This window comes from Nisaea sp., from assembly GCF_040217065.1.
Taxonomy (GTDB): Bacteria; Pseudomonadota; Alphaproteobacteria; order Thalassobaculales; family Thalassobaculaceae; genus Nisaea.
This window is the reverse complement of sequence record NZ_JAVJNX010000011.1, coordinates 211,432-236,133: the sequence shown is the minus strand read 5'-3', so window position 1 is coordinate 236,133 and position 24,702 is coordinate 211,432. Positions and strand designations below refer to the sequence as shown.

Below are 24,702 nucleotides of genomic sequence, written 5' to 3'. Positions count from 1 at the left end.
CACCGGTAGGATTTGTGCGTCTTCCAATGAGGCGGAAATGATCGGGCAGGATACGGCAATCGGGAACGGCGCGCGGGCGTTCTGGTCTCTCGGCGATGGCCGGGGCGAGATCCGGGCGGCGGCGCTTGCCGCGCCGGGGCCGGACGAGCTTCTGGCGGATACCCTCTATTCGGCTGTGAGCAAGGGGACGGAGAGCCTCGTCTTCCGGGGCGGCGTGCCGGAATCCGAATGGGAACGCATGGCTTGTCCGTTTCAGGAAGGGCAGTTCCCGGGGCCTGTGAAATACGGCTATGCCGCTGTCGCGCGTGTGGTCTGTGGCTCCGCGCTGGAAGCCGGCTCCCTGATCTTCGCGCTTTACCCGCATCAGACCCGTTTCGTGCTGCCCGCCGCCGCCGCCATACCGGTCCCGGAAGGCGTGACGCCGGAGCGGGCCGTGCTCGCCGCGAACATGGAGACGGCACTGAATGCGGTCTGGGATGCCGAGGCGGCCCGCACCGGCCGGATTGCCGTTATCGGCGGCGGCATGGTCGGTTTGCTGACCGGCTATCTCGCCCGACGGTTCTGGGGAGCGGAGGTCTGGGTGTTCGACCCGGTGGAAAGCCGCGCCGCGATCTGCCGGAGGCTTGGATTGCATTATGCGGAAGCGGACATGCAGCCGGAAAAATTCAGCCTGATCTTTCATGCCAGCGCGACCGAAGGCGGCTTGCGCACAGCGCTCGATCTCGCGGCTTTCGAGGCGACCATCCTTGAGTTGAGCTGGTTCGGGGACCGCGAAGTCTCCCTGCCATTGGGCGGTGCCTTCCATTCCCAGCGCCTGACAATCCAGGCCTCCCAGGTCGGTGCCGTGGCGCCGTCCCGGCGGGAGCAGGCGCGGCATGCCGAGCGCCTGGCCGAGGCACTGACCCTGCTGGACGATCCGGCGCTCGACATTCTCATTACCGGCGAGAGTCCCTTCGAGGCTCTGCCGGAAGTTCTGGCGGGGCTTGTCGCCGGAGCGCCGGAAACCCTTTGTCACCGCATCCGCTATTCTGACTGACCGGAGTCTTTCAATGTATGCACTTACCGTCCGCGACCATGTGATGATCGCGCACAGCTTCAATTCCGAAACCTTCGGCCCGGCCCAGCGGCTGCACGGCGCGACCTATGTGATCGACGTGGAATTCCGCCGGGCGGAGCTGGACGCGGATAATCTGGTGGTCGATATCGGCGCCGCGTCGGAGCGGCTGAAGGCGGTTCTGGAGCCGCTCGGCTACCGCAACCTTGATGATCTGCCGGAATTCGCCGGTGAGAACACCACCACGGAATTCCTCGCCCGGCATATCTTTGACCGCATGGCGGGTGCGATTGCGGCCGGAGAGCTTGGCGAAGGGGCGAAGGAACTCGCGTCCATGAAGGTGACGCTGCACGAATCCCACATCGCCTGGGCCTCCTACGAGGGAACGCTGTGAGTACCGACCCATTCTCCGGCGCGGAGCCGCCGGTGCATTTCATCGTCCCGGGCCCGCTGGACAGTTTGACCGGCGGGTTCATCTATGACCGTCACATGGTGGAAGGGCTGAAGGCCGCCGGGCGCCTCGGCAAGGTGCATGAGCTAGCCGGCGATTTTCCGAGAGCGGCTCCCTATGACGTCGCGGCCGGGGCGGCAGTGCTCTCCGGGCTGCCGGACCGGGCGCGTTGCGTCATCGACGGTCTGGCCCTGACGGCGCTTGGCCAGGCGGTATTCCAGCATGCCTCACGGCTCGATCTGGTGGCCATGATCCACCATCCGCTGGCCGACGAGACGGGCCTCAGCGAGGCGGAGCAGACGGCCTATTTCGACGCGGAGAAGGCCGTGCTGCAGGAAGTGGCGCGGATCGTGGTTTCCAGCCGCCGGACCGCCGAGCGGCTGGCGGATTTCGGCGTGCATCCATCCTCCGTCCATGTGGTCGAGCCCGGTGTTGCGGACTGGGTCCGGCCGGTTGCGGAATCCGGCGAGGGACCGGTGCGAATTCTCTCGGTCGGCACCCTGACCCGGCGGAAAGGGCACGATATCGCGCTGCGCGCCCTGGCCGACTGCCGCGATCTCGGCTGGCATCTGGATATCGTCGGCGGGGCCCGCGATCCGGGCCATGCGGCGGAGCTGACGGCACTTGTCGGCGAGCTTGGTCTGGACGGACGCGTGTCGTTGCACGGCGAGGTGCCGGAAGCAGACCTCGCGCACCTGTACACCCGGTCCGGCTTGTTCCTCTCAACTTCATTTCATGAAGGATTCGGCATGGCTCTTGCCGATGCGGTCGCGACCGGTCTGCCGGTTCTGGCAAGCCGCGAAAGCGCCGTCGCATCGGCTGTCCACGCGGCCGCATTACTGGTTCCTGCCGGGGATCTCACGTCCCTGACGGAAGCGCTCCGCCGGCTGCTGCCGGATCCGGACGCACGACGGGAACTGGCGGCAAGGTCCCGGGAGGCGGCACCGGAACTGTCCGACTGGGCCCGGGCCGCGACAGCTTTTCAGCGGGCAGTCGATGGCGTGGTCCTGCAGTGACCGGGTTTTCCGACACCTGGCTCAGCGCCCGTGCCGCCTGGGACGGTCCGGCCCGGAACCGGACGGTCGAGGCGGCTCTGCGGGCGTGGGCCGCGGCCCGCCCCGACCGTCTTGTGATCGTCGATCTCGGTGCCGGAAACGGCAACAACCAGCGCCACCTCGCGCCACTATTCAGCCAGCCGGTGGACTGGTTGCTGGTCGACAACGATCCGGCCCTGCTCACGGCGGCGGAACAGACAGCGGTGCTGAAAGAGGCGGACCGGATTGCATGCAAGACTGTGGATTTGGCCAGCGCCGATCTGGCAAAGCTCATCGCCGGGGCTGATCTGGTGACGGCGTCTGCCCTGTTCGACCTTGTCTCCGCACCCTGGCTCGGGCGCCTGCTGGATGCATTGGCGGCGCGCGGGACGGCTCTGTTTTCGGTGCTGACCTATGACGGCCGGATGCAGACGGACGCCGTGCCCGCCGACACCGAAACCGTCAGGGACCTCGTAAACTGGCATCAGCGCACCGACAAGGGTTTCGGTCCGGCGCTCGGTCCCGACGTTGCTGTCGCGCTTTCTCGCGGTCTTGTGGACAGGTCCTATAATCCCTCCGAAGGGGACAGCGACTGGTGCCTGCGATCCGGCGATCCGGGCGCGGCAGAGCTGATCCGGGGCTGGGTCTCGGCCGCGTCCGAGATGGCACCTGAAAATTCTCCGCAGATTGATGCCTGGGCGGCAGCCGTGATGACGGATCCCGGAGGCCTCATTCATGTCGGGCACCGGGATCATTTCGCCGTGCCGCGGATCAGCTGAGGCGGCAGTCAAACAGCGTGTCGGCTCCCAGAGCATAGCTCCTGGACTCGAAGCGGCGGGCCTCTGCCAGGGTTTCGATCTCTGGCAGGACAAGGCCCGGACGGCCCGAGCCAATCAGCATGGGCGCGACGGCGACATGCAGCCGGTCGATCAGCCCGGCAGTCAGGAAGCGGGAAATCGTCTCGCTGCCGCCTTCGATCAGGACGGTGCGCAAGCGGCGGGCCCGGAGCTCATCCAATATCGCGCCGGGGGCGGCATGGCCGGTGCTCTCCGCCATGGCAAGCACAGTGCAATGGGGCGGCAGATCCGGGTCGTCGCGGCGACTGATCAGAAGCGTTTCCGCCTCCGGCTCCGTCAGCAGGGCATGCGCCGGCGGCACCCGCCGGTTCGGATCGATCACCACGCGCACCGGGTTGGGCCCCGGCACCCGCCGTGTTGTCAGGCGGGGGTTGTCCAGTGAGGCCGTGCTGGCGCCGACGATGACCGCGTCTGCCATGGCCCGCAGCCGGTGCAGATGGTCGAGGCTTTCCGGACCGTTGATATAGTGCGAATGGCCGCTGGCGGTGGCGATCCGGCCATCGAGACTCTGGCCGATCTGGGCGATGACGAGCGGCCGGTCCAGGCAATCCCGGGCAAGTTCCCGGTAAAGCGGCCAGGGGATGTCCGGCGCGCCGGCCTCTTCAGGACCGCCGTTCTTGCCGAGCAAGGCGAGGATACCGGACCAGGTGTCGCTCATGGTGCCGCGCCGAAGGGGGCGCCATCGGTGAGCGGCCAGTCCGCGACATCGGTGATCAGCTCCGCAAGTTGGGCGGCGTAGGCGGCGAGCAGGGCCGCGCCCTGTTCCGCCGTTGCCCGGCTGGCATTGCCGGTGGCACCGGACGGGTGCAGGTCCTCGGCATTCCAGGCGTAGCCGCCGGCCCCGGACAGGCCGAGGCGTTTCGCCGTGCCGGTGCGGCCCGCCGCGCTGTTCGGAAAGTCCATGATCTTGTCCCGGCGCACCAGATCCGGGTGCAGTGCCAGCATCAGGGCGGTTTCGATCTGGCCGCCATGCAGGCCGAATGCCCGCTCCTCCGCGGAGACCAGGTCCGGCGGCAGGTCAAAGCGGAAGCTGTTCGCCCGCACGGCGAGCATGCCGGCCTCGCTGCGCAGCCGCTGTGTCGTCAGATCGACGATCTGGGGCTGACCGCCATGGCTGTTGAGGATGATCAGCTTGCAGAGACCGGCCGCGGCGACGGACATGCCGATTTCCGTCCAGGAGGCGAGCAGGGTTTCGGCCTCGTGGGACAGGGTGCCGGCAAAGTTCATATGCTCAGGGCTGAGGCCGACGGCCTGGGAAGGCAAAATGAGCAGGCAGACCTCCGGAGAGAGCTGCTTTCCGGCCGCCTGCAGGATGCCTTCCGAGATCAGAATGTCCGTTGCCAGCGGCAGATGCGGGCCATGCTGCTCGACGGCGCCGACGGGAAGGACTGCGACGGTGCGCACAGGATCGAGCGCGGCGACATCAAGCGTCGTTAAATGGCCCCACGTGCGGACTGGCATCCTGTTGAAAATCTCTTTGTTTCTGCTGTGATCCCGGTAGAAACACATACCGCCGGGACCAGCCCTGTCAAGTCGATGCACGGTAGCGTGATTCTGCAACCGTCATGTAAGTGAAATCACAACATCATAAAATAGAAGAAAAAACTTCAAATCAGGGGGTGAGATTTTATTTTTACTTAGCTGATGGTAGTAAAAAATAAATACTTACCTGTTATGTTGTTGGTGTGTGCGGATATGTACTGATTCGCGCTGCATTATTGGCATGTCTTGGCACGGCAGGCGTTGGAACAATGTTAAGCTCACCATTTCTTGCGGGCGCGTATCTCGGCGTGCGGCGTCGCTGACGGGCGGGAGCCCGGCGTCAACGCTGTGCAGTAAGGGGATCCCTAGCGCTTAGCGCAAGCCGGCGGTTCAAGCGTCAGGGAGTTTGCATCATGTATCCGGATGAGAATCCGGCGTGGCAGGCTGCGTTGCTGGCGGCTGCGGAAACGCTCGTCGCGGCTGCGTCCCAAAGGTTTCATCTCCAGCGGGTCGCCCCGCTCGGCATCCTCGGTGATGATACCGAGGCCGAGATCGTCGAACCCGATCAGATGCAGGACCCAGCCCTTGCGCCGCCAGGTGATCCGGGCGGCTGCCGGTGTCGCCCGGGGCGGAAGACAGGTTTCATCCGGCTGTCCCAGGCTGGCGATCAGACGGTCCTGAATGTCGCCGGCACTGCGCCGGGTTGCGGCCGCGTGCCGCCGTTCGAGAAGGATCTGCTGCAGGGTCTCCGCCCGCCCGAATTGCAGGTATATGCGGAACAGGGATCCGAATGCGTCAGCCTGCGGGACCACCAGCCGGCCTTTCAGACGGCCGAAATCGACACCGGGATCCAGCTCTTCCGTCTCTGGCAGGGCATCCGACGCCGCGCGGAGAGTCATGCCGAAATGGAGGCCAGAGAGGGGGGCGGCAGTTCCGCACCGGCGACCGTCGCGGCCATGGCCCGAATAGGGCCGACCAGTACGAATATGAGAAAAAGCAGTGCCGCGCCGCGGCGCATGGTCACCTGAGACCGGCGCGCATCAGGCTGCGCTTGACCCCCTTGAACCGGCCGATAGCGGCCAGGCCGGCCTGTCGGATAAGTCTTTGCGGCGCGGCCGGCCGTGTGGCGACGCCGGCAAGCGCACCGATCGCGGACAAACGCCCGGCAACGTCCGGCTGGCGGCGGGGGGCGTAGGCGCCGAGAACCTGCTGGCTGCCGATATCCTCGCCATTTGCGGCGGCAGCGGTGAGCAGGGCTTTCAGGGTCATGATGTCCCGCACCGACATGTTCCAGCCCTGGGCGGCGATGGGCGGTGCGATATGGGCGCTTTCGCCGATGACCACGACACGGTTCCGCGCCGGTTGCGGCGTGAAGCCGAGGGACAGCGGAAAGACCGCTTTCTCGCCGGCGAAGGCGATGTGGCCGAACCCGTCCTGGCGGCGCGTCAGCTTGCGCTCGATGATCTCGTCCGGATGTGCGGCGAGGGCGGCAATCTCGTCCGGGGCGGCGATGGTGATCAGCGAGGCGTCATGGTCACCGACGGGGATCAGGGTGAGGGTGCCGGTATCGTCATAGCGCTCGATGCAGAGCCGGCCGTGCGGCTGCTCGAGCCGGACCGGCACGCAAAGGGCGCTGCGCCCAAGCGGTTTCTTGCGCATCCGGATGCCGGCGGCCTCGCGCGCCAGGGAATGCAGGCCGTCAGCGGCAACAACCAGCCGCGCCCGGATAGTCCTGCCGTCGTCCGTTTCGATGCTGACATGGTCTTCTGCGGGCCGGATGCGCGTGACCGTGGCCTTGTGCATCTGAATCTCGGGCATGACAGCCATCAGATCCCGGATGAACAGGTTCTGGGCCAGAAAGTCCTCGCCGGCATCCGTCGCCGTGAATACTTCCGACACAATGCCAAAGGGACCTGTCGTTTCGATGCGCAGGTCCAGCAACGGGGTCGCCTTTTCGCGCACATCGATACCCAATTGGTCCAGGGAATCGACGCTTGACGGCATCAGCGCCGTGGTGCGTGGATCTCCCGCACGGTCCGCTTCCGGGCCAATCATCAGCACATTCGATCCACACCCAAGAAGAGCAAATGCCGCGAGACGGGCGGTCGGGCCGTTCCCGATAACGGCTATGTCGACAAGCATGGCAGTTCCTTTCTGACACCGGGCAGTCTCGGCCTATCAACAGTAATTCGCAAGCGTTCGCCGCTTGGGTTTCGTGTTCTCCTAATGGTTGATTCTTCACGGAGAACAGTAAAGGAGACGTATGTTCCCTCGGCTCGAAAGTGGCTCTCAGAGCCACTTTCGCAACCAAATGCAACAAGCCGCACCGTGATCAAAATTCACCTAAGACAACTAAGTAGAAATTGAATGTTTCGACGCAACATTGTATGATCAAATATCTGAACGCCATTTGCCCAGATCAAGAGAGGCAGCGACGCAAAGCCCAGGCAGCGCGATACGTATTTGGGCGGCGCCGAATCAGGTGCAGCAGAATGCTTTCGGAAGTCGCGGTGAAACCTTAGAAAGGAGTTTCTTTTCTTTGGAATCACGGAGACGCAGACACTTTCGATTCAGGGACATTAAAGCGGCTTGGGGGTGAAGACATGAAGAACGCAGCCAATCGTCTGATCGACGATATGCATGATGACTCGGCAGTGGCAACGGATAGAATAGAAGCAGATCGCGGCAAGACCACTTCGAATAATCCGGTTGACGTGTTTGTTGGTGCACGCCTGCGCCGCCGCCGAAAAGAAATGGGCATGACCCAGCGCATCGTTGCGCAGAAGATCGGCGTCACCTCACAGCAGTACATGAAATATGAGCGCGGGGACAACCGGATCAGCGCCTCACGCCTGTTTGATGTCGCCTCCGTCCTGAACACGCCGGTCTCGTTTTTCTTCGACGAGATGGATGAGCAGACGATCGCCCAGTCGCCGGCCCGGCTGATGGGCGCGGAAGGCATGGCACCGCCGATGGCCAGTACACATGATGTCGAGATGGACTCGCCCCTGGCACGCCGTCAGGCGAATGAACTGGTTCGTCTCTGGTGCGATTTGCCCGAACATGCCCGGACCCGGATCGTCGACTTGGTGCGGACAATGTCCGAACTTTCAGGCACTTCTCAGGACGAGTAGTCTGTCCGTCCTGGGGCTTTGTATTCGCTCTTGCCCTGTTGGGCTGTTGGAGCATGCAGGCGGCTGAGGAGTTCCGGATCGGCTGCCTGCATGCTCAAAGAACGAGCATTTTGATTTTATCGACTAATTCTTCCTCGTTGACGGGTTTCTGGAAAGCGGCGTCCGCTCCGAAGCGCCTGGCATTCAATAAATAGGCATCGTCCTTTTTACGGCCGCCGCCAGAAATTGCGATAATCGGGATGGACTTGGAGAGCGCGCGAATGCGCTGGATAAGGTCTAGCCCTTCAACCTCCGGCATAACGATGTCGGTGACCACGACATCGACTTCCCGAAGGTTCTCGACAGTCGCCAAGTTGAGCCCGTTGTCGGCCGTACGAACATTCATGCCATGCATCTCGAATGCCAGACAGAACGCATGCTGAACGAACTTATCATCCTCGACCAGAAGAACGTTGATTTTCGACATGGTTCTCCGGATTCCTCGTCAGGTTAAATGCGGAAAGCGCAGAGTGAATTTCGAGCCCAGGCCCAATTCGCTTTCCACAGAGATGTCGCCGCCGACGCGATCAACCAGAGACCGGATGATATACAGCCCGAGGCCGGTCCCGGCGCCAGGTTGCTTGGTCGTGAAAAACGGCTCCGTAATATGCTCGAGAACGTCCGCTGTCATGCCATGACCTGTGTCGGAAACTGTGAGTGTGATGCGGTCGGGATCCGCATCAAGTTCGATAGAAATCTGTCCCGCATGCCCTTCCAGACTGTCCACCGCATTTGACAGCAAAACCAGCAAAATATCAGTAATTTCGGGCAAATTCAGAGCGGTTTTTGCGGTTTCGCAATTTACTTTGATATCCAGGTCGGCCGACGGCGGGACGGACAGAGAGACGACATTCATGTTGCTGTTAAGAATTTTGGCGATATCTGTTTGATCAATTGATTCAACATGTTCACGGCTGAAACTGTCGACGTTACGGAACAGTTCTGCCGCTTGTTCGGCCACGGCAATGACTCTTGTCAGATTGGACCGAACCGGATGATCGTCGTCGAGTTGTTTCAGGCTAATTCTGGAAAGGGTCAGGATTGGTTGAAGCATGTTGTTGCCGGAATGTGCGAGCCCGCCGGCAAGCGTGTTCATGGCACGTTGGCGTTTGACAAGTTCAAGTTCGCGGTCTTTTTCCTGCATCTCCCGTGCCGTGCTGCGAACCTCCAATATCTTCATGTAGACTTCAGCGACCAGCCACAGAGTACCGGAGATGAATGCCGCGATAGCGACAAGGATGAGTTCGTCCAGTTCCCAGTTTTCATGGGTGCGGGTGAATTCAAAGACAGCCTCATAGGCTTCGACCGAAATGAGGAACGCCGCCAAACCAAATGAAAAACCGACAAAGACAAATGCCCGGAAAAAAATACTGTGTCTCATCGCACCATCCGCTGCTCGCATATTATAGTATGAAAACCTGAAGAGCATGAACAGTCGGTTAGGGATGACTTTCACGTTGAATGTAGTTTGTCAGTCTGCCGGGAGTGGAATAACGGACCACGTGATCCATGGCAGCGACCTAGTTTCGAAGATATTTGACGCGGTCCTGTGTCCTGCTGAGCAAGATCTTCTGATCAACGGTTCGGAGCATTCCGTTCCGGACCACTCCATGACCATCGACCAGAAGATCGCGGGCTTTGAACGGACCGCACAGGATCAGTGACGCGACCGGATCCCAGGCGCCGGCGGCTTCCAGTCCGGAGATGTCCCAGATCGCGACATCCGCGCGTTTCCCGACTTCCAGCGATCCGAGTTCTGTTAGCCGGCCGAGCACCGCGGCCCCGCCCCGGGTGGCAATTTCCAGAGCTTCGCGCGCACCCATTGCATCTGCGCCATTCCGGACCCGCTGCAGCAGCATCGCCTGGCGCGCTTCGGAAAGCAGGTGCCCGCTGTCGTTGCTTGCGGAACCGTCGACCCCGAGTGCGACCGGAACACCGCGATCCCGCATCTGCCGGACCGGGGCGATCCCGGACCCGAGCCGGCAGTTGGAGCAGGGACAATGGGCGACGCCGGTTTTGGTGTGAGCGAACAGATCGATCTCCGTGCTGTCCAGTTTCACGCAGTGGGCATGCCAGACATCATCACCAACCCATCCCAGATCGGCGGCATACTGGCCAGGACGGCAGCCGAATTTCTCCAGTGAATAGGCGATGTCCTCGTCATTTTCTGCAAGGTGCGTATGCAGCATCACGCCCTTGTCCCGGGCCAGAAAGGCTGCATCCCGCATCAGCTCCCGGCTGACTGAGAACGGAGAGCAGGGCGCGATCCCGATGCGCACCATGGCGCCTGCCGCCGGGTCATGGAAGGCATCCACGACCCGGATGCAGTCTTCCAGAATGGCGTCTTCCTGTTCGACCAGGCTGTCCGGCGGCAGGCCGCCACTGCTCTCGCCGACACTCATGGCGCCGCGGGTGGCATGAAAGCGAATGCCCAGGCTCCCGGCAGCCTCGATGGTGTCTTCAAGGCGGCACCCATTCGGGTAAAGATAGAGATGATCCGAACTCATGCTGCAGCCCGAAAGCGCCAGCTCGGCAAGACCAAGTTGAGCCGAGACGAACATGTCCTCCGGCGTATAGCGAGCCCAGATCGGGTAGAGCGCTTTCAGCCAGTCGAACAGCAAAGCGTTCTGGCCTGGGCCGACGGCACGGGTGAGAGTCTGAAAAAGATGATGATGTGTGTTGACAAGTCCCGGCGTGACAACGCAACCGCGCGCATCCACCACTTCGTCGGCGGGCTCACTGATATCACCGATGGACCGGATGACTCCGCCTTCGATCAGCAGACTTGCGCCTTTCAGCTCCCGCCGCCCGTCATCCATGGTGACAAGCACATCGGCGTTCTTGATCAGAAGAGTCGGGACGCCGCCGTCATTCATCGGATCAGTCCAGAACGATCGTGTAGGGCGCGGCCAGGTGATGCTCTTCCAGATTGTCCCCGGGGCCGACCCGGTCCACGATCAGGAAATTGGCCGGCCCTGTCACCGGCGCCAGGACCCCGTGCCAACAATTCATCCTGTACTGGATGCCCTGGTGTCCGTTTGTCAGGAACGCACGCGGCGTGCCGGGCGCGCCGTCCCGGTCTTCGGCGACGATGACCAGGAACCGGTCGCCCGCCATGGGGACGAAGGCCTGGCTGCCAAAGGGGTGCCGTTCCATCATGGTGAGCGACAGCGGCAGGGTGACGGCCTCGCTGCGGCCGACGCTCAGACTGACAGTGCCGTCCGTATCGGTTTCTGGTCTGGCGAGATCGTGGTAGCGGCCGCAGAGCCCGGCATTGATCATGAAGCTGGGACTGCCCGCCGCCTCGATCACGGTGCCGAACGGCGCGAAATCCTCCGCCGTCAGAGGCTCCGCCCGGATGGTCCGGCTCATCGCCCGAACCCGCCGACACCGGTCAGTTTCGGATGCCGGTGCATGTCCTTGTAGAGCAGATAGCGGAACGGCTCCGGCCCGGCCGCGTAGCAGGCCTGCGGGCAGAAGGCGCGCAGCCACATGTAATCGCCCGCCTCGACCTCCACCCAATCCTGGTTCAGCTTGTAGACGCCCTTGCCCTGCAGCACGTAGAGGCCGTGCTCCATGACGTGGGTTTCCTCGAACGGAATGGTGCCGCCCGGCTGGAAAGTGACGACGGTGATATGCATGTCGTGCCGCAGGTCTTCCGGATCGACGAACCGGCTCGTCGCCCAGCGTCCTTCCGTATCCGGCATGGCATTGGGGGTGACGTCGCGATCATTCGCGAACAGCGGCTCGGGCGTGTCGATGCCGTCCACCGCCTCGTATATCTTGCGGATCCAGTGAAACTTCGCCGTTTCGCTGCCATTGTTCCGCAGTGTCCAGCCCGATGACGGCGGCAGGAAGCCGAAACCGCCCGGCTCCAGAACATGCTCAGCCCCGCCGATCGTTACGGTAACCGATCCGGAAACAACGAACAGCGCGCCTTCGGCACCCGCTTCCGGCTCCGGCCTGTCCGACCCGCCGCCGGGAGCGACTTCCATCACATAATGGGAGAAGGTTTCGCTGAAGCCGGAGAGCGGCCGGGCGATGATCCAGCCGCGCGCCTTTTCCCAGAAGGGGAACCGGCTGGCGACGATATCGGTCATCACGCCTTTCGGGATCACCGCATAGGCATCTGTGAAGACCGCCCGGCCCGTCATCAACTCGCGCTGGCCCGGCAGGCCGCCCTCGATGGCGAAGTATGATCCGCCGTCCTTTTTCCCGGTGCTCATGGCAGCAGATCCTTCAGTCTGAGTTCGGTGATGCGTTCGACCTGGCGGCAGGCCTCGGCCATTTCCGTCTCCCGGTCATTGCCGATGCGGCGCTGGAAAGCGGCGAGGATACCGGACTTGTCATGATCGCGAACGGCAATGATGAACGGGAAGCCGTGCTTCGATACATACTGCCCGTTCAGATCCTCGAAGCTGGACCGTTCCGCGTCGGTCAGGGCATCAAGCCCGGCGCTGGCCTGCTCCGCGGTGGAATTGTCCGTGAGACGTTTCGCCTGCGCCAGCTTGCCGGCAAGATCCGGGTGGGCATTCAGAACCCCAAGCCGCTCCGCCTCGCTGGCCGAGCGGAAAATCCGGGTAAGGACGCTGTGCAGGCCGGTCGCCGTATCGTGCGCCGGTCCGCGTTCGAGATTGAAAGCCTGCTCGGCGATCCAGGGTGAGTTCTCGAAGATGCCGCCGAAGCATGCCACGAACCGCTCGCGGGTCATGACACCGGGCCGCTCCCAGCGTTTGTGCGGGAAATGGGCTTTCCAGTGCTCGGCGATCTCGATCCGGCGGGCGAACCAGACATCGCTATGGGACTGTGCGTATTCGATGAAGCGCTTTAATCCTGCCGCCCGCCCCGGCCGCCCGGTAAGACGGCAATGCAGGCCGACGGACATCATGGCCGGGCGCCCGGCCGCGCCTTCCGCGTAGAGACCGTCGAAACTGTCTTTCAGATACTGGAAGAACTGCTCGCCGGTATTGAAGCCCTGCGGCGTCGCGAACCGCATGTCGTTGGCGTCGAGCGTGTAGGGGATGATCAGCTGGTCGTGCTCGGCCGCTTCCATCCAGTAGGGCAGGTCGTCGGCATAACTGTCGGAGATATAGTCGAAATCGCCCCGCGCCGCGACCAGCCCGACCGTGTTCATGGAGCAGCGGCCGGTATACCAGCCGCGCGGTGCGGCGCCGGTGACTTCGGCATGCAGACGGATCGCTTCCACGATCTGGGCCAGCTCTTCCGCCTCGCTCATATCCTTGTGCTCGATCCATTTGAGCCCGTGCGAGGCAATCTCCCAGCCGGCCTGCTGCATCGCCTTCACCTGCGACGGACTGCGGGCAAGCGCCGTGGCAACGCCATAGACGGTGAGCGGAATGCCGGCGTCGGTGAACAGCCGGTGCAGCCGCCAGAACCCGGCCCGGGCGCCATATTCATAAATCGATTCCATGTTCCAGTGCCGCTGGCCCGGCCAGGCGGCGGCGCCGACGATCTCCGACAGAAAGGCTTCGGAGGCGTCGTCCCCGTGCAGCAGGTTGTTCTCGCCGCCTTCCTCGTAATTCAGGACGAACTGCACCGCGATCTTCGCACCGCCCGGCCAGGCGGCGTTCGGGACGGTCTGGCCGTAGCCTTCCAGGTCGCGCGGATAGGTCCCCATATCTCTTCCTCTCATGCCTGCGGGCGTCATGGTTTCAGAGAACCGGCCGGCGGACATTCAACAAAATTTTGAAAGACTCTTATGACAAGCCCCCTTTCATATACAATTTCCTGAGACTCTAATTCAGTCAAACAATGCGACCGGACAACGGACGCAGCCGGGCAACCTGAAAGAGCGGGGCCCGGCGAACAGGGGCAGATTTGTTATGGCGTCAGGACGATTGACGACTCACGTGCTTGATCAGGCGGCAGGGAAACCGGCGGCGGAGCTGAAGATCGAGCTTTTCCGGCTGACCGGCGGCACGTCGCAGCTCATCTCCAGCGCGGTGACCAATCTTGACGGACGCACGGACGGTCCGATGGCGCATGGCGAGAGCTTCACGCCCGGCACCTACGAACTGCTGTTTCATGCGGGCGACTATCTGAAAGCGGCGGGCCATGTCAGTGACGGCATCCTGTTCCTCGACACCATCCCGCTGCGCTTCGGTATTGCCGATGCGGACCAGCATTTCCACGTGCCGCTGCTGCTTTCCCCTTACGGCTACACGACCTACAGGGGGAGCTGACTTGTGACGATGGCGCGGGGCGAAATCCGGTTTCTGCTGAACGACCGAGAGATCTGTCTCGGGGCGGTCGGGGCCGGTGACACCCTGCTGGACCATCTGCGTCTCGATCAACGCCTGCGCGGGACCAAGGAAGGCTGCGCCGAGGGCGATTGCGGCGCCTGCACCGTGCTGGTCGGCCGGCTTTCCGGCGGCACGATCCGGTACGAGACGGTCAATGCCTGCATCCGGCTGCTTGCATCCGTCGATCTCTGTCATGTGGTGACGGTGGAATATCTGCGCGGCCCTGAAGGCGGGCTGCATGCAGTGCAGCAGGCCATGGTCGATCATCACGGCAGCCAGTGCGGTTTTTGCACGCCGGGTGTGGTGATGTCGCTCTACGCGCTCTGGATGGAAAGCGGCTGCATCTCCGTGGAGGCGGTGGAAACGGCACTTCAGGGCAATCTCTGCCGCTGCACAGGCTACGAGCCGATCGTCCGGGCGGCGCTCGCAGCCGGAAAGACCGCACCCGACGGGGATTTTCTCATCGCCGAGCGGGCGCAGGTGCTCAACCGGTTAGGGGCAATGAATGACGGCGCGCGGGTCATGGTGTCGCGGGAGGGAAGTAGGGCCATCCTGCCCGCGAGCACGGACGATCTGGCAGTCATTCTTGGCGAGTATAAAGACGCGACCATCATCGCCGGGTCCACCGATGTCGGGCTCTGGGTGACCAAGCATATGCGGAATATCTCTCCCGCAATCTTCATTGCCCATCTGGATGAGCTGAAGCGGATCGCGGTGGAAGAGGGCGTCGTGACACTGGGTGCCGGTGTCAGTTACTCCGACGCGGCACCGGTCATCGCCGAGCATTTACCGCACCTGCCGGAATTCTGGAACCGGATCGGCGGCTGGCAGGTGCGCAATATGGGGACGGTCGGCGGCAATATCGCCAACGGCTCCCCCATTGGCGACACGCCGCCGGTGCTGATCGCGCTCGGCGCCGAATTGACATTGCGCCGGGCAGAGGGGCGGCGACGGATCCCGCTGGAAGAGTTTTTCATCGATTACGGCAAGCAGGACCGGGCGCCGGACGAGTTTGTCGAGGCGGTGCACATTCCGCTGTCTGCTGCCGGATCGCTGAATGCCGCCTACAAGATTTCCAAGCGCCGGGATGAGGATATCTCGGCGGTTTGCGGGGCGTTTTCCGTCACTGTGGAAGAAGGTCTGGTGACGCGCGCCCGGCTGGCCTTCGGCGGCATGGCCGCAACACCGAAGCGGGCGGCGGGCGCCGAGGCGGCGTTGACCGGCCAGCCCTGGAGCGAAGCAAGTGTCCGGGCGGCGATGGCGGCTTTGGGTGATGACTTCTCGCCACTGTCCGACTGGCGCGCGTCTGCAGACTATCGCAGCCGGGTGGCGGCGAACCTGCTGCTGCGTTTTTACCTCGAGACGACCGGCAGCCAGCCGGCACGGCTGAGCGCGTGATGGATGGCGGACGGCACGGCGCGGGCACGAACGTGCGGGGCGGCGTCCACAGCCCCGAGCGACATGACTCCGCGCACAAGCATGTCACCGGCGCGGCGGATTATATCGACGACATGGTGGAGCCTGTCGGCACCCTGCACGCATATCTGGGCCTCTCGGAAGCCGCCCATGCGGAGATCGTGTCGATCGACCTGTCTGCCGTGCGGTCGGCGCCGGGCGTTGTGGATGTGCTGACGGCGGCGGATATCCCGGCCGTGAACGATGTCAGCCCGGTCCATGCCCATGACGACCCGGTCTTCGCCAAAGACAAGGTGATGTTCTGGGGACAGCCGGTCTTTGCCGTAATCGCGGAGAGCCGGGATGCGGCCCGGCGCGCGGCAGCGCTGGCCCGGATCGAGTATCGCCCGCTGGATGCTGCCATCGATATCGACGCTGCCTTGGCTGCGGGCTCCGAGCTCGTCACCAAACCGCTGAAGCTGGAACGCGGCTCCGTCGATAAGGCGCTGGCCGATGCGCCGCACCGGATTACCGGCAGCATGGAAATCGGCGGCCAGGATCATTTCTATCTGGAAGGCCATATCGCCTTCGCCATCCCGGGCGAAGACGAGACCGTTACCATCCATTCCTCGACCCAGCATCCCAGTGAGGGGCAAAGCCTCGTCTCCCAGGTGTTGGGTGTGGCAGCGAACGCGGTCTCGGTGCAGGTCCGGCGGATGGGCGGCGGGTTCGGCGGCAAGGAATCCCAGCCGGCTCTGTTTGCAGCCGTTGCCGCTCTGGCTGCGAAACGTCTGAACCGTTCGGTGAAGATCCGTCCGGACCGGGACGACGACATGATTGCCACCGGCAAGCGGCATGATTTCAAGGTCGCCTACGATGTCGGTTTCGATGATGAGGGCCGGATTCTCGGCGTCGAGGGCACCTATGCCGCCCGTTGCGGCTTTTCGGCGGATCTCTCCGGCCCGGTGACCGACCGGGCGCTGTTTCATGCCGACAATGCCTATTACTTCCCGCATGTCCGGCTGAAATCCCTGCCGCTCCGGACCAACACGGTTTCCAACACGGCCTTTCGCGGCTTCGGCGGGCCGCAGGGCGTGCTCGGCGCGGAACGGATCGTCGAGGAGATTGCCTACGCGCTCGGCAAGGACCCGCTGGAAATCCGCAAGGCGAATTTCTACGGCCCGCTCGGCTGGGACGTGACGCCCTATCACCAGACGGTGACGGACTCGATCCTCGACCGGCTGGTGGGCGAGCTGGAGGCGAGTTCCGACTATCAGGCCCGGCGCCAGGCCATTCTCGATTTCAACCGGCAGGGCGGGGTGATCCGCAAGGGCATCGCCCTGACGCCGGTCAAGTTCGGCATCTCCTTCACCGCGACCTGGTTCAATCAGGCGGGAGCCCTGCTGCATGTCTACAAAGACGGCTCGATCCACCTGAACCATGGCGGCACGGAGATGGGGCAGGGGCTTTTCACAAAGGTTGCGCAAGTGGTCGCCGACTGTTTCCAGGTGGATCTCGACCGAATCCGGGTCAGCGCGACATCGACCGAAAAAGTGCCGAATACCTCCGCGACGGCGGCCTCTTCCGGCTCCGATCTGAACGGCATGGCGGCGCAGGATGCGGCGGAGCAGATCAAGCAGCGGCTGGTCGATTTTGCTTCCAAGAAATGGTCGGTTGCGCCGGAGGCGGTGGCGTTTGGCCCGGGCGGCGTGCGCGTTGGTTCCGAAACCATACTGTTTGATGCTCTGATCGCCGATGCCTACATGGCGCGGGTGCATCTGTCCGCCGCCGGTTTTTACAAGACCCCCGACATCCATTGGGACCGGGAGGCAGGCAAGGGCCGGCCTTTCTATTACTTCGCCTATGGCGCGGCGGTCTCCGAGGTTTCCATCGATACGCTGACCGGTGAATACCGGGTCGAGCGCACTGACATCCTGCATGACGTCGGAAAATCCCTGAACCCGGCCATCGACAAGGGGCAGGTCGAGGGCGGGTTCGTGCAGGGCGTCGGCTGGCTGACGACCGAGGAACTCTGGTGGGACGACAAGGGCCGGCTGCGGACCCATGCGCCCTCGACCTACAAGATCCCGCTCGCCTCCGACCGGCCCCGGATCTTCAATGTCGCGCTGGCCGAATGGTCTGAGAACAGGGAACGTACCATCCGCCGCTCCAAGGCGGTGGGCGAGCCGCCGCTGATGCTCGGCATCTCCGTGCTGGAGGCAATTTCCATGGCGGTGGCGAGCGTTGCCGATTACCGGGAATGCCCGCGCCTCGACACACCGGCGACACCGGAGCGGGTGCTGCTGGCGGTGGAGCGTCTGCGGGCACATGGGGAGCCGGGGCATGAATAATCCGATTTCTTTCTTCACGAGCACGCCGGCCGCGATCCGGCTGGAACTGGTCATGGTGAGGGGCTCCGCTCCGCGCGAGGAGGGCACGGTGATGTATGTCTCCGCCGAGCGGATCGAGGGCAGTATCGGCGGCGGTCGGCTTGAATTCATCGCCATCGAGGCGGCGCGGGACATGCTCAAGGCGGGATCATTCGAGCGGCGGCTTGAAGTTCCGCTCGGCCCGGAGATCGGGCAATGCTGCGGCGGCTATGTCGCCATCGCCATGGACTTTCTGGATGCAATCGAATTGCGAGCGGAAGAGGCCCGCAGGGAAACCGAACGTAGCACGCAGCCCGCGGTCTATATTTTCGGCTCCGGCCATGTCGGCCGTGCGCTGGCGGACAGTTTCGCGCTGCTGCCCGTGCAGGTGACGCTGGTGGATGAGCGGGAGGACGAGCTGGCGCTGTGCCGGGCCCCCGTCCGGCACTGCCTGACGCCGCTGCCGGAAGCCGAAGTGCGGGCGGCGCCTGCGGGCAGTGCCTTTATAATCCTGACCCATGATCACGCGCTGGATTTCATCATCACGGCGGAAGCCCTGATGCGCAGCGACGCGGCCTATGTCGGCATGATCGGATCAAACACGAAGCGGGCTTCATTCGAGCGCTGGTGCCGCAAGAGCAGCGCGCCGGTGGGCCGGACGGAGCGGCTGGTCTGCCCGATCGGGGCGCAGGGCAGCGGGGACAAGCGGCCGGAGGTGATTGCCGCCTTCGTCGCCGCCGAGGTGATCGCGCGATTGACGCCGGCGTGTGGTCCGGTTGACCCTCAACTGGAGCTGCTGGGGAGCGGGGGGCAATTTCATGAGTGACGGGGCGACGAGCCGGCTTGGCCTGAAAGGCATCACCAAGGCCTTTCCGGGCGTGCTTGCCAATGACGATGTCAGCTTTTCCGTGGCACCGGGCGAGATCCATGCGCTGCTCGGAGAGAATGGCGCGGGCAAGTCCACGCTGGTGAAGATGATCTACGGCATCATGCAGCCCGATGCCGGGGAGATCCGATTCGACGGCGAGCTGGTCCATGTCGCCAGTCCGAAAGCCGCCCGGGCCATGGGCGTGGGCATGGTGTTCCAGCATTTTTCCCTGTTCGAGCCGATGACCGTGCTGGAGAATATCGCCCTCGGTCTGGACGAGGCGATCTCCTATGCCGATCTCGAAGCCCGCATCCGGCAGGTGCTCGCCACCTATCACCTCGCGCTCGATCCGCACCGCATCGTCGCCACGCTCAGCGTCGGCGAGCGCCAGCGCATCGAGATCGTCCGCGCCCTGTTGCTGGAGCCCCGGCTGCTGATCATGGACGAGCCGACCTCGGTGCTGACACCGCAGGAAGTGGCCCAGCTGTTCGACACTCTCAGGGCATTGGCGGCGCGCGGCTGCTCCATCCTCTATATCAGCCACAAGCTGCACGAGATCGTGGAGCTTTGCGACAAGGCCACGATCCTGCGCGGCGGCCGGGTCGTCGCGGAATGTGATCCACGGGCCGAATCCTCCCGCAGCATGGCCGAAATGATGATCGGCGGCTCCCTGAAGGAAATAGAGAAATCGGCTGACCGGCAGTTTGGTGCGGAGCGCTTCATTGTCGACAGCCTGTCCCTGGAGGCGGATGACGCCTTCGGCACTTCCCTGAAGGATATCGGTTTTTCCGTGCGGGCAGGCGAGATCTTCGGCGTTGCCGGTGTCGCCGGCAACGGACAGAACGAGCTGATGCTGGCCCTCAGCGGCGAGCGTCCGGTGGAAAACGCCGATGCCATCGGCATCGACGGCAATCCCGTCGGCACGCTGGATGCGGAAAAGCGCCGCCGGTTCGGGCTCTGCGCCGTGCCGGAGGAACGCAACGGCCATGGCGCCGTACCCGTCTTCTCGCTGTCAGACAATGCGATCCTGACGGCCCGGACCCGGAAGAACATGGTGCGCATGGGCGTCATCGATGCGGGCCTCGCGGAAAATTACACCAACGAAGTGATCGACGGATTTGACGTCAAGACAACTGGTGCGCAGGCGGCGGCAAGCTCTCTCTCCGGCGGGAATCTGCAGAAATTCATCATGGGTCGGGAGATCATGCAGGCACCGGACGTGCTGGTGGTCTCGCAACCGACCTGGGGTGTCGATGCGGGCGCGGCGGCGGCGATCCATCAGGAAATCGTCGATCTGGCCGCACGCGGTTCGGCCATCGTCGTCATCAGCCAGGATCTGGACGAGCTGATGGCGATTTCCGACACCATGGCGGTGATGAACGAGGGGCGGCTTTCGCGCACGCTCGCGGTCGGGGAGGCCTCGGTCGAGGAGATCGGCCTCTTGATGGGTGGGGTGCATGGCGACCCGGAAGCAACGGCGGATTATACGGGAGCGTCCCATGCGGCTTGAGCTGGTCAAACGGAAACAGCCAAGCCGCGCCATGCTCTATCTGACACCGGTCTTCTCGGTGCTGTTGACCATGGTCTTTGGCGCGACGATCTTCTCGCTGCTGGGCTATGACGGGCCGGGTGCGGTCTGGAACATCTTCTTCGTGCCGGCGCTCGATCCTAATAAATGGCAGGATCTCGGCATCAAGGCGGCGCCACTGATCCTGATCGCCATCGGCCTCTCGGTCTGCTTCCGGGCCAATGTCTGGAATATCGGGGCGGAGGGCCAGTATGTCATCGGCGGGCTTGCCGGCACCGGCGTGGCGCTTGCCACCTGGCAGATGGAAGGCTGGTGGATATTGCCGCTGATGTGTCTCGCCGGTGTGGCAGGGGGCATGCTCTATGCGGCGATCCCGGCATTCCTCAAGACGAAGCTTAACGTCAACGAGATCCTGACCAGCCTGATGCTGACCTATGTCTCGGTCCAGTTGCTCTATTACCTGATGCGCGGCCCCTGGAAGGACCCGGAAGGCTTCAACTTCCCGCAGAGCCGGATGTTCACAGACAGCCAGATGCTGCCGGAGATCGGCAATAGCTTCGTGCATTACGGCGTGCCGATCGCCTTTCTGGTCGCGCTGCTGGCCTGGTTCATCCTGTCCAAGACCGTGTTCGGGTTCGAGATCCGGGTGGTCGGCGCGGCCCCGAATGCAGCACGCTATGGCGGCTTCAGCCGGCCCCGGACGATCTGGGCATCGCTGCTTACGGCGGGGGGGCTCGCGGGATTCGCGGGTATTCTGGAAGCGGCGGGGCCTTACGGGCAGATGGTGCCGCAATTCCCGACCGGCTACGGCTTCACCGCGATCATCGTCGCCTTTCTCGGCCGGCTGCACCCGGTCGGCATCATGCTGGCCGCCATCATTCTCGCCATCTCCTATGTCGGCGGAGAGATCGCGCAATCCTCCATCGGCCTGCCGAACGCGGCCAGCGGTCTGTTCCAGGCGATGATGCTGTTCTTCCTGCTGGCGACCGACATTCTTGTGAATTATCGCATCCGCTTCAGCGGTGTGCGGAGCGGGGGCGCGGCATGAACGAAGCCATCCTGATAGCGATCCTCGTCACCGTCGTCGGTGCGGCAACGCCGATCCTGCTGGCCGGGCTCGGCGAGCTGGTTGTGGAGAAGGCGGGCGTGCTCAATCTCGGGGTCGAGGGCATGATGCTGGTCGGCGCGGTCACCGGTTTCGCCGTCACCACCATAACCGGCGCCACCTTCCTCGGCATCGTCGCGGCGGGACTGGCGGGCGCTGCCGCCTCGATGATCTTCGGATTTCTCACCCTGACACTGACCGCCAATCAGGTCGCAACCGGTCTCGCGCTCACCATTTTCGGCGTCGGCCTGTCCTCGCTGATCGGCGCCGGGTTCGTCGGCCAGACGGTAACCGTGCTCGGCCCGCTTTTCCCGCCAGCACTGGCCGAGCATGAGCATCTGCGCATCCTGTTCGGCTACGATCCGGTGGTCTATTTCTCCTTCGCCATGACCCTCGTCGTCGCCTGGTTCCTGCGCCGGACCCGGGCAGGCCTGATCCTGCGCGCGGTCGGCGAGAACGACGCCTCCGCCCATTCCATAGGCTATTCGGTGATCGGCGTGCGCTACATGGCGGTCGCCTTCGGCGGCGCCATGGCTGGCATCGGCGGCTGCTATTACTCGCTGTTCCTGACCCCGATGTGGGCGGAACGGCTGACAGCCGGGCGCGGCTGGATTGCGCTGGCGCTGGTGGTGTTTGCCGCCTGGCGTCCGATGCGGCTGCTGGCGGGCGCCTATCTCTTCGGTGTGGTGATGACGCTGGAGCTGCATGCCAAGGCGGCAGGCTTCGAATATGTCCCGCCGGAATTCCTGGCGGCGATGCCGTACCTCGCCACCATCGTCGTGCTGGCGCTGATCTCTCTGCGGAAATCCGTCGGCGCGCAGGCGCCAGCCTGTCTGGGGAAGCCGTTCAAGCCGTCGACCTAGTCGATCGGCTCAGGCCACGTCGGTCCGATACACCAAAAAGTCGGTGTTCCGTGCGAGACGGTCGTAGAGGCCTCGTGCGGTTTGGTTTTCTGATTGGGTGTGCCAGTAGATGTCTTTGACGCCACGCGCCCGGCAGGCATCGGCGACACCGTCGATGAGCTTTCGCCCAACACCGTGGCCGCGCGCGGCTTCCGCCGTGAACAGATCCTGCATGTAGCAAGTGTCCGCAATATGGATCAGGTTTCGGTGGAAGACGAAATGGGTCAGCCCCAGCAATTCGCCGCCGAGATCGGCGACCAGTCCGTATACCGGTTCCTCATCGGACATCAGGCGCGTCCAGGTGGTGGCGACAATCTCATCGTTGAGTGCTGTGTCACCTTCACGCCCGTAGAAGGCATTGTATTGCGCCCATAGATCTTCCCAATCCGCGTAATCGTCGTGAAGCAGGGGTCGGATGGAAGCTGGAGATGCGGGCATCGGCTGGCCTTTTGGTGATTGCGGACAGGATCGCAAGTGTCTGTCTGGGCTCAAGCTAACGGCCTAGACATGAGCACACGCAAGAGCATTGCCCTGAAAAGACCTGCCTCCTCCTTTCATAACGGTAAGTAGGAAAGCTATCCGTATTGATAAATATAACCGTTTGGATATATTTATGGGGCGGGGTGCATGAGTTGGTTGGTAGTGATCCTCAATGATCTGGTGGAGGCTGAAATTGTCGCGTTGCCCAATGACATTCAGGCTGACTTCTACCGTCTTGTCGAACTCATCCACGCCGTGGGTCTGGAAAATATCGGGCGCAAAAGAGCCAGGCATTTGCGCGGAAAATTTTGGGAGCTGCGGTTGAGCGGGCGCGACGGTATCGGCAGGGCACTTTACATGACTGCTTCCGGGCGCCGCGTTGTCATCTTGCATGCATTCGTCAAGAAGAGCCAAAAAACACCGGCGGCGGCTTTGGCGCTGGCGGAGAAACGATCGAAGGAGCTGGACTGATGAAATCCGCCCTGGCACTGCGTGATAAACAATTGGCTGCGAACTCGGAGCTCAGAGCGGAATATGACCGGCTCGGTCCGGTTTACGAGATGGTTCGGCAGCTGATTTCGGCTCGGAAAGCCGCTGGTCTCACCCAGGCGAGTCTGGCCAAGCGCATGGGAACGCAACAGTCCGTGATTGCCCGGATGGAGAATGGTGGCCGTTTGCCGAGCTTCGAGATGGTGGCGCGCTATGCAAGGGCGACAGGGCGTCAGATCGCTCTGGTTCCTGTCCGAAACTAGGGCTCTTATCCGGAAAGGTCGGTTCGGGGCAGCCCTCTCATCATCCCCTCGACCCGGGCCTTGCATTTCTTCGTCATGAAATCGACGAACAGCCGGATCTTCGGATCGAGCAAACGGCGGTGCGGGTAGAGGCAGGCGAGGGACGAGGGCGGTGGCGGGGTTTCTTCGAGGATGGGCACCAGCGCGCCGCTCCGGATATGGCTCGCGACTTCGAACCAGGGTTTGTTGACGATGCCGCGTCCGGCCAGGGCCCATTCGGTCAGCACATCGCCTTCGTCAGCGTCATAGGGGCCGCTCACGTTGAAGCGGGCCGGGCCATTCGGTGTCTCCAGCGTCCAGAAATATTCCTGCGTGCCGGGGAAGCGCAGCAGCAGGCAGCGGTGGTTCTGCTCGGTCAGCTCTTCCGGTGTCTGCGGTGTACCGAAATGGTCGAGATAGATAGGCGCAGCGCAGAGCACACGCGGGCAGTCCATGATCTTGCGGGCCTTCAGACTGGAATCCTCCGGCGTGCCGAGCACGATGGCGACATCGACCCGCTCATCGAAGATATCCACCTTGCGGTCGGACAGCCGGAGCTGGATGGCGAGATCCGGATAGAGATCGTTGAATTCCGGCACCAGCGGTGCCACCACCCGGCGGGCGAGGCCGAGGGGGGAGAGTACCCGGATCGCGCCGCGCGGATGCTGGGAATAGTTCGCGACGGCGGCTTCGGCCCGGTCCAATGCCTCGATGATTTCCTTCGCATGGTCGTAGTAGAGCCGCCCGGCCTCGGTCGGCGCGATCTTTCGCGTGGTCCGGTTGAACAGTCGGATGCCGAGCCGGTTTTCAAGATCCCGTATACGATTGCTGGCCACCGCCGGGGTCAACCGCAGGTCCCGTCCGCCAGCGGTAATGCTGCCGAGTTCCACGGTGCGGACGAAGACGCGGATGCTGTCCAGATAGGGCATGAGAGCCTCTTATTTTCAATAATTCCTATAAAGTAAACAGGA

Annotated in this window: 26 protein-coding genes; 14 read left to right on the top strand and 12 right to left on the bottom strand. The window is 63.1% G+C overall.

The genetic code is table 11. The features are described from left to right. The first annotated feature begins 37 nt into the window (after positions 1 to 37). Genes RH950_RS19330 through RH950_RS19315 form a run of 4 tightly spaced genes read left to right on the top strand, consistent with a single transcriptional unit; the run spans position 38 to position 3,318 of the window. Positions 38 to 1,036, top strand: coding sequence for a zinc-dependent alcohol dehydrogenase (locus RH950_RS19330; protein ID WP_350059383.1), 999 nt, complete (start codon positions 38 to 40; stop codon positions 1,034 to 1,036). A 13-nt stretch (positions 1,037 to 1,049) separates the two neighbouring features. Further along, the gene (locus RH950_RS19325; RefSeq protein ID WP_350059382.1) at positions 1,050 to 1,448 is read left to right on the top strand and encodes a 6-pyruvoyl trahydropterin synthase family protein; all 399 of its coding nucleotides are present in this window, start codon (positions 1,050 to 1,052) and stop codon (positions 1,446 to 1,448) included. Further along, positions 1,445 to 2,521 (top strand): glycosyltransferase family 4 protein, encoded by a 1,077-nt coding sequence (locus RH950_RS19320; protein ID WP_350059381.1) that lies wholly within the window; start codon positions 1,445 to 1,447, stop codon positions 2,519 to 2,521. Before RH950_RS19325 ends, RH950_RS19320 begins: the two co-directional genes overlap by 4 nt. Then, positions 2,518 to 3,318, top strand: a complete 801-nt coding sequence (locus RH950_RS19315; RefSeq protein WP_350059380.1) for a class I SAM-dependent methyltransferase — start codon at positions 2,518 to 2,520, stop codon at positions 3,316 to 3,318. The genes RH950_RS19320 and RH950_RS19315 overlap by 4 nt, the downstream gene beginning before the upstream one ends. Here the strand turns inward: RH950_RS19315 and RH950_RS19310 are convergent. The 4 genes from RH950_RS19310 to RH950_RS19295 form a co-directional block, all read right to left on the bottom strand. Further along, on the bottom strand, positions 3,311 to 4,054 hold the full coding sequence (locus RH950_RS19310; RefSeq protein ID WP_350059379.1) for a RibD family protein: 744 nt from the start codon (positions 4,052 to 4,054) through the stop codon (positions 3,311 to 3,313). The genes RH950_RS19315 and RH950_RS19310 overlap by 8 nt on opposite strands. Further along, a complete protein-coding gene (locus RH950_RS19305; protein WP_350059378.1) occupies positions 4,051 to 4,857 on the bottom strand; it encodes a creatininase family protein in 807 nt (268 codons plus the stop codon). Before RH950_RS19305 ends, RH950_RS19310 begins: the two co-directional genes overlap by 4 nt. Positions 4,858 to 5,243: 386 nt before the next feature. Beyond that, positions 5,244 to 5,777, bottom strand: a complete 534-nt coding sequence (locus RH950_RS19300) for a hypothetical protein (RefSeq protein WP_350059377.1) — start codon at positions 5,775 to 5,777, stop codon at positions 5,244 to 5,246. 121 nt (positions 5,778 to 5,898) lie between these two features. Then, complete coding sequence (locus tag RH950_RS19295) at positions 5,899 to 7,020, bottom strand: FAD-dependent monooxygenase (RefSeq protein WP_350059376.1); 1,122 nt, start codon at positions 7,018 to 7,020, stop codon at positions 5,899 to 5,901. Positions 7,021 to 7,481: 461 nt separating this feature from the next. Between RH950_RS19295 and RH950_RS19290 the strand changes: the two genes are divergently transcribed. Further along, positions 7,482 to 8,012: a helix-turn-helix domain-containing protein gene (locus tag RH950_RS19290; protein WP_350059375.1), complete on the top strand. Its 531-nt coding sequence runs from the start codon at positions 7,482 to 7,484 to the stop codon at positions 8,010 to 8,012. A 94-nt stretch (positions 8,013 to 8,106) separates the two neighbouring features. On the opposite strand, the gene RH950_RS19285 is transcribed toward RH950_RS19290, so the two are convergent. From RH950_RS19285 to puuE, 6 genes are all read right to left on the bottom strand, one after another. After that, complete coding sequence (locus RH950_RS19285; RefSeq protein ID WP_350059374.1) at positions 8,107 to 8,478, bottom strand: response regulator; 372 nt, start codon at positions 8,476 to 8,478, stop codon at positions 8,107 to 8,109. An 18-nt stretch (positions 8,479 to 8,496) separates the two neighbouring features. Continuing rightward, positions 8,497 to 9,432, bottom strand: a complete 936-nt coding sequence (locus RH950_RS19280; RefSeq protein WP_350059373.1) for a sensor histidine kinase — start codon at positions 9,430 to 9,432, stop codon at positions 8,497 to 8,499. A 139-nt stretch (positions 9,433 to 9,571) separates the two neighbouring features. After that, on the bottom strand, positions 9,572 to 10,927 hold the full coding sequence (locus RH950_RS19275) for an 8-oxoguanine deaminase (RefSeq protein ID WP_350059372.1): 1,356 nt from the start codon (positions 10,925 to 10,927) through the stop codon (positions 9,572 to 9,574). 4 nt (positions 10,928 to 10,931) lie between these two features. Next, positions 10,932 to 11,423 carry an ureidoglycolate lyase gene (locus RH950_RS19270; RefSeq protein ID WP_350059371.1) on the bottom strand — a complete coding sequence of 164 codons (492 nt, stop codon included), beginning with the start codon at positions 11,421 to 11,423 and terminating at the stop codon, positions 10,932 to 10,934. Beyond that, positions 11,420 to 12,277, bottom strand: coding sequence for a bifunctional allantoicase/(S)-ureidoglycine aminohydrolase (locus RH950_RS19265; RefSeq protein ID WP_350059370.1), 858 nt, complete (start codon positions 12,275 to 12,277; stop codon positions 11,420 to 11,422). The genes RH950_RS19270 and RH950_RS19265 overlap by 4 nt, the downstream gene beginning before the upstream one ends. Beyond that, on the bottom strand, positions 12,274 to 13,689 hold the full coding sequence (gene puuE / locus RH950_RS21010) for an allantoinase PuuE (protein ID WP_502889818.1): 1,416 nt from the start codon (positions 13,687 to 13,689) through the stop codon (positions 12,274 to 12,276). The genes RH950_RS19265 and puuE overlap by 4 nt, the downstream gene beginning before the upstream one ends. A 205-nt stretch (positions 13,690 to 13,894) precedes the next feature. On the opposite strand from puuE, the gene uraH reads away from it, so the two are divergent. The 7 genes from uraH to RH950_RS19220 are packed head-to-tail and all read left to right on the top strand — an operon-like array spanning position 13,895 to position 22,442. Next, a complete protein-coding gene (gene uraH / locus RH950_RS19250) occupies positions 13,895 to 14,254 on the top strand; it encodes a hydroxyisourate hydrolase (RefSeq protein ID WP_350059369.1) in 360 nt (119 codons plus the stop codon). Positions 14,255 to 14,263: 9 nt separating this feature from the next. After that, positions 14,264 to 15,712: a xanthine dehydrogenase small subunit gene (gene xdhA, locus RH950_RS19245; RefSeq protein WP_350059711.1), complete on the top strand. Its 1,449-nt coding sequence runs from the start codon at positions 14,264 to 14,266 to the stop codon at positions 15,710 to 15,712. Then, positions 15,712 to 18,060: a xanthine dehydrogenase molybdopterin binding subunit gene (gene xdhB, locus RH950_RS19240; protein WP_350059368.1), complete on the top strand. Its 2,349-nt coding sequence runs from the start codon at positions 15,712 to 15,714 to the stop codon at positions 18,058 to 18,060. Before xdhA ends, xdhB begins: the two co-directional genes overlap by 1 nt. Further along, complete coding sequence (xdhC, locus tag RH950_RS19235; RefSeq protein WP_350059367.1) at positions 18,053 to 18,904, top strand: xanthine dehydrogenase accessory protein XdhC; 852 nt, start codon at positions 18,053 to 18,055, stop codon at positions 18,902 to 18,904. Before xdhB ends, xdhC begins: the two co-directional genes overlap by 8 nt. Further along, positions 18,897 to 20,456: an ABC transporter ATP-binding protein gene (locus RH950_RS19230; protein WP_350059366.1), complete on the top strand. Its 1,560-nt coding sequence runs from the start codon at positions 18,897 to 18,899 to the stop codon at positions 20,454 to 20,456. Before xdhC ends, RH950_RS19230 begins: the two co-directional genes overlap by 8 nt. Further along, positions 20,446 to 21,522, top strand: coding sequence for an ABC transporter permease (locus RH950_RS19225; RefSeq protein WP_350059365.1), 1,077 nt, complete (start codon positions 20,446 to 20,448; stop codon positions 21,520 to 21,522). Before RH950_RS19230 ends, RH950_RS19225 begins: the two co-directional genes overlap by 11 nt. Next, positions 21,519 to 22,442 (top strand): ABC transporter permease, encoded by a 924-nt coding sequence (locus RH950_RS19220; RefSeq protein WP_350059364.1) that lies wholly within the window; start codon positions 21,519 to 21,521, stop codon positions 22,440 to 22,442. The genes RH950_RS19225 and RH950_RS19220 overlap by 4 nt, the downstream gene beginning before the upstream one ends. Positions 22,443 to 22,451: 9 nt before the next feature. Here the strand turns inward: RH950_RS19220 and RH950_RS19215 are convergent, their stop codons facing one another. Further along, positions 22,452 to 22,919: a GNAT family N-acetyltransferase gene (locus tag RH950_RS19215; protein ID WP_350059363.1), complete on the bottom strand. Its 468-nt coding sequence runs from the start codon at positions 22,917 to 22,919 to the stop codon at positions 22,452 to 22,454. Between the two features lie 189 nt (positions 22,920 to 23,108). Between RH950_RS19215 and RH950_RS19210 the strand changes: the two genes are divergently transcribed. Next, entirely contained in the window at positions 23,109 to 23,432 is a 324-nt protein-coding gene (locus RH950_RS19210) for a type II toxin-antitoxin system RelE/ParE family toxin (RefSeq protein ID WP_350059362.1), read from the top strand. Beyond that, on the top strand, positions 23,432 to 23,713 hold the full coding sequence (locus RH950_RS19205; protein WP_350059361.1) for a helix-turn-helix domain-containing protein: 282 nt from the start codon (positions 23,432 to 23,434) through the stop codon (positions 23,711 to 23,713). The genes RH950_RS19210 and RH950_RS19205 overlap by 1 nt, the downstream gene beginning before the upstream one ends. Before the next feature lie 5 nt (positions 23,714 to 23,718). Here the strand turns inward: RH950_RS19205 and RH950_RS19200 are convergent, their stop codons facing one another. Next, a complete protein-coding gene (locus tag RH950_RS19200; protein ID WP_350059360.1) occupies positions 23,719 to 24,660 on the bottom strand; it encodes a LysR family transcriptional regulator in 942 nt (313 codons plus the stop codon). Positions 24,661 to 24,702 lie beyond the last annotated feature (42 nt).

Coding starts and splice junctions, on each gene's coding strand:
- RH950_RS19330 (WP_350059383.1), top strand. CDS start 38: ATGATCGGGCAGGATACGGCAATCGGGAACGGCGCGCGGGCGTTCTGG.
- RH950_RS19325 (WP_350059382.1), top strand. CDS start 1,050: ATGTATGCACTTACCGTCCGCGACCATGTGATGATCGCGCACAGCTTC.
- RH950_RS19310 (WP_350059379.1), bottom strand. CDS start 4,054: ATGAGCGACACCTGGTCCGGTATCCTCGCCTTGCTCGGCAAGAACGGC.
- RH950_RS19305 (WP_350059378.1), bottom strand. CDS start 4,857: ATGCCAGTCCGCACGTGGGGCCATTTAACGACGCTTGATGTCGCCGCG.
- RH950_RS19300 (WP_350059377.1), bottom strand. CDS start 5,777: ATGACTCTCCGCGCGGCGTCGGATGCCCTGCCAGAGACGGAAGAGCTG.
- RH950_RS19295 (WP_350059376.1), bottom strand. CDS start 7,020: ATGCTTGTCGACATAGCCGTTATCGGGAACGGCCCGACCGCCCGTCTC.
- RH950_RS19290 (WP_350059375.1), top strand. CDS start 7,482: ATGAAGAACGCAGCCAATCGTCTGATCGACGATATGCATGATGACTCG.
- RH950_RS19285 (WP_350059374.1), bottom strand. CDS start 8,478: ATGTCGAAAATCAACGTTCTTCTGGTCGAGGATGATAAGTTCGTTCAG.
- RH950_RS19280 (WP_350059373.1), bottom strand. CDS start 9,432: ATGAGACACAGTATTTTTTTCCGGGCATTTGTCTTTGTCGGTTTTTCA.
- RH950_RS19275 (WP_350059372.1), bottom strand. CDS start 10,927: ATGAATGACGGCGGCGTCCCGACTCTTCTGATCAAGAACGCCGATGTG.
- RH950_RS19270 (WP_350059371.1), bottom strand. CDS start 11,423: ATGAGCCGGACCATCCGGGCGGAGCCTCTGACGGCGGAGGATTTCGCG.
- RH950_RS19265 (WP_350059370.1), bottom strand. CDS start 12,277: ATGAGCACCGGGAAAAAGGACGGCGGATCATACTTCGCCATCGAGGGC.
- puuE (WP_502889818.1), bottom strand. CDS start 13,689: ATGGGGACCTATCCGCGCGACCTGGAAGGCTACGGCCAGACCGTCCCG.
- uraH (WP_350059369.1), top strand. CDS start 13,895: ATGGCGTCAGGACGATTGACGACTCACGTGCTTGATCAGGCGGCAGGG.
- xdhA (WP_350059711.1), top strand. CDS start 14,264: ATGGCGCGGGGCGAAATCCGGTTTCTGCTGAACGACCGAGAGATCTGT.
- xdhB (WP_350059368.1), top strand. CDS start 15,712: ATGGATGGCGGACGGCACGGCGCGGGCACGAACGTGCGGGGCGGCGTC.
- xdhC (WP_350059367.1), top strand. CDS start 18,053: ATGAATAATCCGATTTCTTTCTTCACGAGCACGCCGGCCGCGATCCGG.
- RH950_RS19230 (WP_350059366.1), top strand. CDS start 18,897: ATGAGTGACGGGGCGACGAGCCGGCTTGGCCTGAAAGGCATCACCAAG.
- RH950_RS19225 (WP_350059365.1), top strand. CDS start 20,446: ATGCGGCTTGAGCTGGTCAAACGGAAACAGCCAAGCCGCGCCATGCTC.
- RH950_RS19220 (WP_350059364.1), top strand. CDS start 21,519: ATGAACGAAGCCATCCTGATAGCGATCCTCGTCACCGTCGTCGGTGCG.
- RH950_RS19215 (WP_350059363.1), bottom strand. CDS start 22,919: ATGCCCGCATCTCCAGCTTCCATCCGACCCCTGCTTCACGACGATTAC.
- RH950_RS19210 (WP_350059362.1), top strand. CDS start 23,109: ATGAGTTGGTTGGTAGTGATCCTCAATGATCTGGTGGAGGCTGAAATT.
- RH950_RS19205 (WP_350059361.1), top strand. CDS start 23,432: ATGAAATCCGCCCTGGCACTGCGTGATAAACAATTGGCTGCGAACTCG.
- RH950_RS19200 (WP_350059360.1), bottom strand. CDS start 24,660: ATGCCCTATCTGGACAGCATCCGCGTCTTCGTCCGCACCGTGGAACTC.